This window comes from Burkholderia sp. (genome assembly GCF_018375725.1).
In the GTDB taxonomy this organism is placed as follows: domain Bacteria; phylum Pseudomonadota; class Gammaproteobacteria; order Burkholderiales; family Burkholderiaceae; genus Burkholderia.
Genome location: NZ_JAHACR010000189.1, coordinates 1 through 8,250 on the forward strand (window position 1 = coordinate 1; position 8,250 = coordinate 8,250).

Sequence of the window (8,250 nt, forward strand, 5' to 3'; positions counted from 1 at the left end):
GCGCGCGTGCGCGAACTGCTCGAACTCTTCAATCTCGCGCCGTCCGAATTCGCCGACAAGCTGCCGCATGAGCTGTCGGGCGGACAGCAGCAGCGCGTCGGCGTCGCGCGAGCGCTCGCGGCCGAGCCGTCGATGCTGCTGATGGACGAACCGTTCGGCGCGCTCGATCCGATCATTCGCGGCAAGGCGCAGGACGAACTGCTCGCGTTGCAGCGCCGGCTCGGCATCACGGTCGTGCTCGTCACGCACGACATCGAGGAAGCGCTGCGGCTCGGCAACACGATCGCGGTCATGGACCACGGCCGGCTGTTGCAGGTCGCATCGCCCGCCGAGATCCTTTGCGAGCCCGCGGCAGGCGTCGTCGAGCAACTGGTCGCCGGCGTCGACCGGCCGCTGCGCCTGCTCGCACTGACGCCGATCGATGCGGTCGCCGAACCCGGCAGCGCGGCCGGGCCGCCGATCGCCGCGACGCGCACGCTGCGCGACGCGGTCTCGGAACTGTTGTGGCGCGGCGTCGATGTACTCCCGGTCGACGACGCCGATGGCCATGTCACGCGCCGCATCACGCTCGATGCGATTCGCGCGCATGCGCGCCGGCCCGCATGACGATGTGGCCGCTGCCGGGCGCGCCGCGGCGCCTGCCCTCGGTCATCGCGCGCGGCGCGGCACTCGCCTTGCTGCTCGTGCTGCTGTTTCGGCCCATCTGGCTGCAGGGGCTGTTCGCACCGTTCGCGGAAAACGGCGCACCCGCCATCTACGATCGCGCAAGCCTGCTCGACCTCACGCTCGCGCACCTCGGCACGGTCGCCGTGTCGAGCCTCATCGGCACGCTGATCGCGGTTTCAGCCGGCATTGCGGTGACGCGCCCGTCGGGCGCGGACTTCCTGCCGGTCGCACGCAGCATCGTCAACATCGGCCAGACATTCCCGCCGGTCGCCGTGCTCGCGCTTGCCGTGCCGGCGGTGGGCTTCGGCCTGAAACCGGTATTGATCGCGCTCGTGCTTTACGGATTGCTGCCGGTATTCGAAAGTACGATCGCAGGCATCGGAGACGTCCCGCGCGACATCGTCGACGCCGCACGCGGAATGGGCATGAACGGATGGCAGCAATTGCTATCGGTCGAATTGCCGCTCGCGTTTCCGGTGATCGTCAACGGCATCCGCCTCGCGGTCGTCATCAATCTCGGCACCGCGACGATCGGCTCGACCGTGGCCGCGCACGGGCTCGGCGACGTGATCATCGCCGGACTCCAGACCGCCAACACGGCGTTCGTGCTGCAAGGCGGCATGATCGTCGGTTTGCTCGCCGTGCTGGTCAGCGACGCGATCAGCTCGATCGCACACGTCGCAGTCAAACGCGGATAAGCGTTTTCGCGAGCGGCGTACCGCGCCGCACCAACGCCCGTCACGGGACACATGCGTTGCCGGTCCACGCTTGCAGCCGCTTTCACCGGCATGCCCACGCCAGCCATTCATCGAGAAGGGCCGATATACTATGCGCCTTCTCCCCTCCTTCCCCGGACCATGCGACGATTACCCTGGCTGATCGTGCTTTTGCTCTGCACCGCGAACCAAGCGTGGGCGCAACAGGCGTCCGTGCCCGACGTGGCATCGCAACCCGCGGTCACCCAGCCGAACGGCAACAACGAGCGCATCGCGAGCTATCTCGCGAAGAAGTTCGGACTGGCAAAGGAGAAGGCCGCGCAACTCGCCGATATCGTCAACGTGACCGCGACGAAGTATGCGCTGCCGCCGGCAGTCGTGTACGCGATCATCTCGATCGAGTCCCGCTTCAAGGAAAAAGCGCGCGGCTCGAATGGCGCGACCGGCCTGATGCAGGTCGTGCCCGCCGCGCATCGCGGCCTGCTGAAGAACGTGAAGGATCTGACCGAACCGACGGCCAATGTCAACGCGGGCTCCGCGATCCTGTCCGGCTACGTGAAAGCAGCCGGCGGCGATCTCGGCGCCGCGCTGAAGAGCTACGGCGGCTCGCACGCCTACGCCGACAAGGTGATGCAGCGTGTCGAGTCGTTCCGGTTCGTGCTCGAACCGAGCAACGACGCCAACGCCGGATTGATGCCGGTCAGCGCGCCCGCGGCGCCTGCATCGGCATCGTCCGCGCACAATGCGAAATAGCGGACGATACGACGTCGCAACTGCCTCATGAAGCGCGTGGCCGGCATATGCGAAAGCGGCCGGCCACGTCCCCACGACATGCCGCGCGCCACACCGCTCAAAAACGCGCCGACGCCCCCGTCCACTGCAGATAATCGCTGCGCGTCCAGTCGAGCGCCACGCCGACACGCTTCGTCCCGGGCCGGATCTTCGGCTTGTGGGCAGACAGCGTCAGCGTCTCCAGCGCCGGCCATTCGCTGAACGACAGCACCGCGATATCGGCGACGAGCGTTTCGAGCAGACGCGTATGCGACTTGTGCGCGAGGAAAGCCGCGATACGCGCGCAATACCCGTCGTAGTCGATCCATTCGCCCGCCTCGCTCGGCTCGCAGCGATAGCCGAGCCGCGCATCGATCACGATCGGCTGCGGCGCGTCGTGCTCGTGTGCATGGATGCCGATGCGAGCGGGCACCATCAGCTCGTCGACGAACACGCTCCAGCCGCGCCCTCGCAGGCGCGGCGTGTCGATCGCGACGAACGGGGCGTCGGCCGGCTTCATGACGTCAGCGGCGCCGCCGCGTCGAGCATGATGCGGCAGAAGTAATCGGCGAAACTGCGGCGCACGACGATCTCGAACGTGTCGTCGCCGGTCGGCACCAGCACGATCGACGCCTTGAAGAAGTGGCTCTGCGCACACTGCCCCGGCTTGAACATGCGCGGATGCAGATCGAGCGGACAGCCGCGCGACAGCACGTCGCGCACGCGCTCGCCGCTGATCTCGACGACGGTGTAGCCGCTGCCGACGTCGACCGCCGCCGCATACGCACCCTGCACGGCCTCGGCCAGCTTCGCCTCCAGCACGCCGGCCTGCACCGGCCCGTTCGAGCGCACGAGCCATTCGTCGGGGCCGAGCCACAGCACGTCGTACTCCGCGCTGCGTGCGACCGTGTTCGGCGCGGCGGGCGGCCGGCAGCCGACCACGCGTTCGAACGCGCTGACGAACGCAGGGTCGGACAGCTCGCCGCGCACGTTGACGAGATCGAGAAAGGCCCGCTCACGCATCGCGAATTTCTTCGACGCGCTCGCCTGCTGCGCCTTCAGCAAATCGGCAGCGCCGACGAACGGCGACTCGAGCAGCACGCCGCCCGCGCGCTCCGCCACCGCTGCCTGGTTTCTCGTTTCATTCCACATGCTGACGCACCCCTTCGGTATCGTAGAAAACCGGGCTCGTGATCTTCGCGGTCACACGCTTGCCGTTGGCCAGCGGAATCACGACGCTCTCGCCCATCTTGCCCAAGCCGCCCTTCACGACCGCGAGCGCGATCGAGCGCTTCAGGACCGGGCTGTAATAACTCGACGTCACGTGGCCGATCATCGGCGTCGGCTCGGTCGCCGAGACCGGCGTATCCGGCGCGACGATCTGCGCACCCTCCGGCAGCACGAACTGCTCGTCGTCCGTCAGGAGACCGACGAACTGCTTGCGGCCCGCCTTCGCCGTATCCGCACGCGTGAGGGAACGCTTGCCGAGGAAATCCTTCGATTTCGCGACGAGCCCGCCCATGCCGAGGTCGTCGGGCGTGATCGAACCGTCGGTGTCCTGCCCGACGATGATGTACCCCTTCTCCGCGCGCAGCACGTGCATGGTCTCGGTGCCGTACGGCGTGATGCCGAACTCCGCACCCGCCGCCATCAGCGCTTCCCACACCGCGCGTCCCGCGTTGGCCGGCACGTTCACTTCGTAGGCCAGCTCGCCCGAGAAGCTGATCCGCATCACGCGCGCCTTCACGCCCGCGACGGTGCCGTTGCGATAGCTCATGAACGGGAACGCCTCGTTGCCGAAGTCGATGTCCTTGCAGACCTTCTGCACGACCTTGCGGCTCTTCGGGCCGACGACCGCAAAGGTCGCCCAGTGGTCGGTCACCGATGCCAGGCGCACCTTCATGTCCGGCCATTCGGTCTGCAGCCAGCGTTCGAGCCACGTGAGCACGCGTGCCGCGCCGCCCGTCGTCGTCGTCATCATGAAATGCTGCTCGCCGAGGCGCACCGTCACGCCGTCGTCGAACACCATGCCGTTCTCGTCGAGCATCAGGCCGTAGCGGCACTTGCCGACCTCGAGCTTGTTCCACGGATTCGTGTACATCCAGTTCAGCAGCTTCACCTCGTCCGTGCCCTGGATGTCGATCTTGCCGAGCGTCGAGGCATCGAGCATGCCCACGCCGTTGCGCACCGCGAGACACTCGCGCTGCACCGCCGCGTGCAGGTCCTCGCCCTTCTGCGGGAAGTACCACGGACGCTTCCAGTTGCCGACGTCCTCGAACATCGCACCGTGCTCGACATGCCATTCATGCACGCAGGTCTTGCGCACCGGATCGAGAAAATCGCCGAGCTCGCGCCCCGCGAACGTGCCGAACGTCACCGGTGTGTAGTTCGGGCGGAACGTCGTCGTGCCGGTCTCGGGAATCGTCTTGCCGAGCGCCTGCGCGAGAATCGCCATCCCGTTGATGTTGCCGAGCTTGCCCTGATCGGTGCCGAACCCCATCGCGGTATAGCGCTTCACATGCTCGACCGACTCGAAACCCTCACGCGCGGCGAGCAGGATGTCGGCCGCCGACACGTCGTTCTGGAAATCGACGAACTGCTTCGGCCCGCGCGCGGCGGCCTCATGGCTGCCGACGAGCCACAACGGCTCCATCGCGCCTTCGGCGGCTTCCGCGACCTGCGGCGCGACCGGGCGCTGCGCCGCGGCATAGCCGGCCGCCTTCGCCGCCTCCGCGCCGGCGTCGACCGCAAGCCGCATCGCACGCGCCAGGCCGAATTCGCCCGCCGCCGCACCGATGCTCGCTTCGGCCTGAAGGGCCTTGCCGGGCACGAAGCAGGCCTTCTCATCGCTCCAGTGCGCCTTGCCGCCCGATTGCGCGAACAGGTGCAGCACCGGGCTGAAGCCGCCCGACATCGCGACCAGATCGCACGGCAGCGTCGTCAGCTGGCCGCCCGTCTTGCCGTTCGCATACGACGCGATATCGACCGACGACACGCGCCACTTGCCCGCCGCCGCCGTCACGACGGCGCCGCTCATCACCGTCACGCCCTGGCGTTTCGCCGCGGCCGGCAACGCGCCGTGCGTCGAGGCGCGCGCATCGACGACTGTCACCTTCGCGCCGCACGCCTTCAGGTCGAGCGCCGCCTGATATCCGCGGTCGTTGTTCGTGAACACGACGGCATCGCGGCCCGGCAGTACGCCGAAGCGATGGATATACGCGGACACCGCCGACGCGAGCATCACGCCCGGCAGATCGTTGTTGCCGAACACGATCGGACGCTCGTGCGCGCCGGTCGCGAGAATCACGCGCTTCGCGCGGATCTTCCACAGCAGCTCGCGCGTGCCTTTGCGCATCGATACCGGCAGATGATCGGTCAGGCGCTGCGTGACCGTCACGAGGTTGTGATCCTGGTAGCCGAACGCCGTGCTGCGCGACAGGATCTTCACGTCCGGCATCTTGCGCAGTTCGGCCTCGACCTTCTCGACCCACTGCATGGCCGGCTTGCCGTCGAATTCCGCACGGCACGACAGCAGGCTGCCGCCCAGCTCGCGCTGGTCGTCGACGAGGATCACGCGCGCGCCCGCCGTCGCCGCCGCATGCGCAGCCGCGAGTCCGGTCGGGCCGCCGCCGACGACGAGCACGTCGCAATGCGCGTAGCACTTGTCGTAGCGGTCGGCGTCGAGCGTGTCGGGCGCCTTGCCGAGGCCGGCCGCCTCGCGAATCTTCTCTTCATACTTCGGCCACATCTTGCGCGGCCACATGAAGGTCTTGTAATAGAACCCGGCGGGCAGGAAGCGCGAGAGCTTCTGGTTGACCGCATAGCGATCGTTCTCGAGCGACGGTTCCGCGTTCACGCTGGTCGCGACCAGCCCCTGATACAGCTCGACTTCGGTCGAGCGCGCGTTCGGCACGCTGTACGGGCCGGACTCGAGCTGCACGACGGCATTCGGCTCCTCGACCCCCGCCGTCACGATGCCGCGCGGACGGTGATACTTGAAGCTGCGTGCGACGAAGTGCACGCCGTTCGCGAGCAGCGCGGATGCGAGCGTATCGCCCTGGAAGCCCTGATACGTGCGGCCGTTGAACGTGAAGGTCAGCGGAATCGCGCGATTGATGCGGCCACCGGTGCCAAGACGGTCTTTCTGGCTCATTTGCTGGTGCCCTCTTCGTGTGCGTTGGCGGCGGGCTGGCCGGCGGCGACGCCGCCGAATGTCGAGTAGCCCTTGATGTCATAGGTGACGGTGTCGCGCTCGGCCATGAACCAGCGGCGGCAGCCCTGCGTGTGCAGCCACTGCTCGCGGTGCACGCCGCGCGGGTTCTTGCGCATGAACAGGTAGTCGCCCCATTCGCGGTCGGACAGTTTTTCAGGCTCGACGGGGCGGGCGATGTCGGCTTCGCCGCCGCACGTGAACTCTGATTCGGCGCGCGGGCCGCACCACGGACATTCGATCAGCAACATGTTCTTTCTCCTCGGTAGACCCGCGTCGGCGCCTGAGCGCTTACGCCGGTCCCATGCACATCAGTGCGCGGTGGTTCGTCAGTGCGCGACGGCAGCGGCGCCGTGCTCGTCGATCAGGTGGCCGGTATAGAAGCGGTCGAGCGCAAACGGCGCGTTCAGCGGATGCGGCTCGTCGCGCGCGATCGTGTGCGCGAACACCCAGCCCGAGCCCGGCGTCGCCTTGAAGCCGCCGGTGCCCCAGCCGCAGTTGAAATACAGGCCCTTCACGTCGGTCTTGCTGATGATCGGGCACGCGTCCGGCGACACGTCGACGATGCCGCCCCACTGGCGATTCATCCGCACGCGCGAGAACACCGGGAACATCTCGACGATCGCCTGCAGCGTGCCCTCGATGATCTGGAAGCTACCGCGCTGGCCGAAGCCCGTGTACTGGTCGATGCCTGCGCCGATCACGAGGTCGCCCTTGTCGGACTGGCTGATGTACGCGTGCACCGCGTTCGACATCACGACCGTGTTGACGACCGGCTTGATCGGTTCGGACACCAGCGCCTGCAGCGGATGGCTTTCGATCGGCAGGCGCACGCCGGCCATGTCGGCGAGCGTCGTCGTGTTGCCGGCCGCGACCACCGCGACCTTCTTCGCCTTGATGAAACCCTTGACGGTATCCACGCCGACCACCGCGCCGCCTTCGCGACGGATGCCCGTCACCTGGCAGTTCTGGATGATGTCGACGCCCGCACGGTCCGCGCCGCGTGCGAAGCCCCACGCGACCGCGTCGTGACGCGCGACGCCGCCGCGGCGCTGGATCGATGCGCCAAGCACCGGATAGCGGCTGTTCAGGTTGATCGTCGGTTCGATTTCCTTGATCTGCGCGGGCGTGAGGAACTCGGCGTCGACGCCGTTCAGCCGGTTCGCATTCACGCGGCGCTCGGTGTCGCGCACGTCCTGCAGCGTATGCGCGAGGTTCATCACGCCGCGCTGGCTGAACATCACGTTGTAGTTGAGATCCTGCGACAGCCCTTCCCACAGCTTCATCGCCTTCTCGTACAGCGCGGCCGATTCGTCCCACAGGTAATTCGAGCGGACGATCGTCGTATTGCGCGCGGTGTTGCCGCCGCCGATCCATCCCTTCTCGAGCACCGCGACGTTCGTGATGCCGTGCTCTTTCGCGAGGTAATACGCAGTGGCGAGACCGTGGCCGCCGCCGCCGACGATCACGACGTCGTACTCACGCTTGGGCTCCGGGCTCTTCCACTGCTTTTCCCAGTTCTCGTGATACGACAGGCCGTTGCGAAACAGACTGAATATCGAATAGCGGCTCATTTGATGGACCCTTCGTTAGCATTCAATGACGTTCACGGCCAGACCGCCCCGCGACGTTTCCTTGTATTTCGTCTTCATGTCGGCGCCCGTCTCGCGCATTGTCTTGATGACGGAGTCGAGCGACACGTAGTGCTGGCCGTTGCCCTTCAGCGCCATCCGCGACGCGTTGAGCGCCTTGATCGCGCCCATCGCGTTGCGCTCGATGCACGGAATCTGCACGAGGCCGCCGACCGGATCGCAGGTCATGCCGAGGTTGTGTTCCATGCCGATCTCGGCAGCGTTCTCGACCTGGCTCGCCGTGCCGCCCATCACC

At 67.0% G+C, this 8,250-nt stretch carries 9 protein-coding genes; 3 read left to right on the top strand and 6 right to left on the bottom strand.

The window, feature by feature from the left end; all coding sequences use genetic code 11:
- The 3 genes from KH616_RS17490 to KH616_RS17500 all read left to right on the top strand — a co-directional run.
- Positions 1-606 (top strand): ATP-binding cassette domain-containing protein (locus tag KH616_RS17490; RefSeq protein WP_292248682.1); only part of this gene is annotated, 606 nt, incomplete at its 5' end.
- Positions 603-1,364 (top strand): ABC transporter permease, encoded by a 762-nt coding sequence (locus KH616_RS17495; RefSeq protein ID WP_292248685.1) that lies wholly within the window; start codon positions 603-605, stop codon positions 1,362-1,364. The genes KH616_RS17490 and KH616_RS17495, both read left to right, overlap by 4 nt.
- Positions 1,365-1,523: 159 nt before the next feature.
- Positions 1,524-2,135, top strand: coding sequence for a transglycosylase SLT domain-containing protein (locus KH616_RS17500; RefSeq protein WP_292248688.1), 612 nt, complete (start codon positions 1,524-1,526; stop codon positions 2,133-2,135).
- 97 nt (positions 2,136-2,232) lie between these two features.
- On the opposite strand, the gene KH616_RS17505 is transcribed toward KH616_RS17500, so the two are convergent.
- From KH616_RS17505 to KH616_RS17530, 6 genes are all read right to left on the bottom strand, one after another.
- A complete protein-coding gene (locus KH616_RS17505) occupies positions 2,233-2,673 on the bottom strand; it encodes a dihydroneopterin aldolase (protein ID WP_292248690.1) in 441 nt (146 codons plus the stop codon).
- The gene (locus KH616_RS17510) at positions 2,670-3,305 is read right to left on the bottom strand and encodes a sarcosine oxidase subunit gamma (protein ID WP_292248692.1); all 636 of its coding nucleotides are present in this window, start codon (positions 3,303-3,305) and stop codon (positions 2,670-2,672) included. Before KH616_RS17510 ends, KH616_RS17505 begins: the two co-directional genes overlap by 4 nt.
- Positions 3,295-6,306 (bottom strand): sarcosine oxidase subunit alpha family protein, encoded by a 3,012-nt coding sequence (locus tag KH616_RS17515; protein WP_292248695.1) that lies wholly within the window; start codon positions 6,304-6,306, stop codon positions 3,295-3,297. The genes KH616_RS17510 and KH616_RS17515 overlap by 11 nt, the downstream gene beginning before the upstream one ends.
- Positions 6,303-6,614: a sarcosine oxidase subunit delta gene (locus KH616_RS17520; RefSeq protein ID WP_292248698.1), complete on the bottom strand. Its 312-nt coding sequence runs from the start codon at positions 6,612-6,614 to the stop codon at positions 6,303-6,305. The genes KH616_RS17515 and KH616_RS17520 overlap by 4 nt, the downstream gene beginning before the upstream one ends.
- Before the next feature lie 78 nt (positions 6,615-6,692).
- Positions 6,693-7,937, bottom strand: coding sequence for a sarcosine oxidase subunit beta family protein (locus tag KH616_RS17525; protein ID WP_292248701.1), 1,245 nt, complete (start codon positions 7,935-7,937; stop codon positions 6,693-6,695).
- A gap of 15 nt (positions 7,938-7,952) precedes the next feature.
- Positions 7,953-8,250: L-serine ammonia-lyase, iron-sulfur-dependent, subunit alpha (locus KH616_RS17530; RefSeq protein ID WP_292248704.1), on the bottom strand; the 298-nt coding region annotated here is incomplete at its 5' end.

Coding starts and splice junctions, on each gene's coding strand:
- KH616_RS17495 (WP_292248685.1), top strand. CDS start 603: ATGACGATGTGGCCGCTGCCGGGCGCGCCGCGGCGCCTGCCCTCGGTC.
- KH616_RS17500 (WP_292248688.1), top strand. CDS start 1,524: ATGCGACGATTACCCTGGCTGATCGTGCTTTTGCTCTGCACCGCGAAC.
- KH616_RS17505 (WP_292248690.1), bottom strand. CDS start 2,673: ATGAAGCCGGCCGACGCCCCGTTCGTCGCGATCGACACGCCGCGCCTG.
- KH616_RS17510 (WP_292248692.1), bottom strand. CDS start 3,305: ATGTGGAATGAAACGAGAAACCAGGCAGCGGTGGCGGAGCGCGCGGGC.
- KH616_RS17515 (WP_292248695.1), bottom strand. CDS start 6,306: ATGAGCCAGAAAGACCGTCTTGGCACCGGTGGCCGCATCAATCGCGCG.
- KH616_RS17520 (WP_292248698.1), bottom strand. CDS start 6,614: ATGTTGCTGATCGAATGTCCGTGGTGCGGCCCGCGCGCCGAATCAGAG.
- KH616_RS17525 (WP_292248701.1), bottom strand. CDS start 7,937: ATGAGCCGCTATTCGATATTCAGTCTGTTTCGCAACGGCCTGTCGTAT.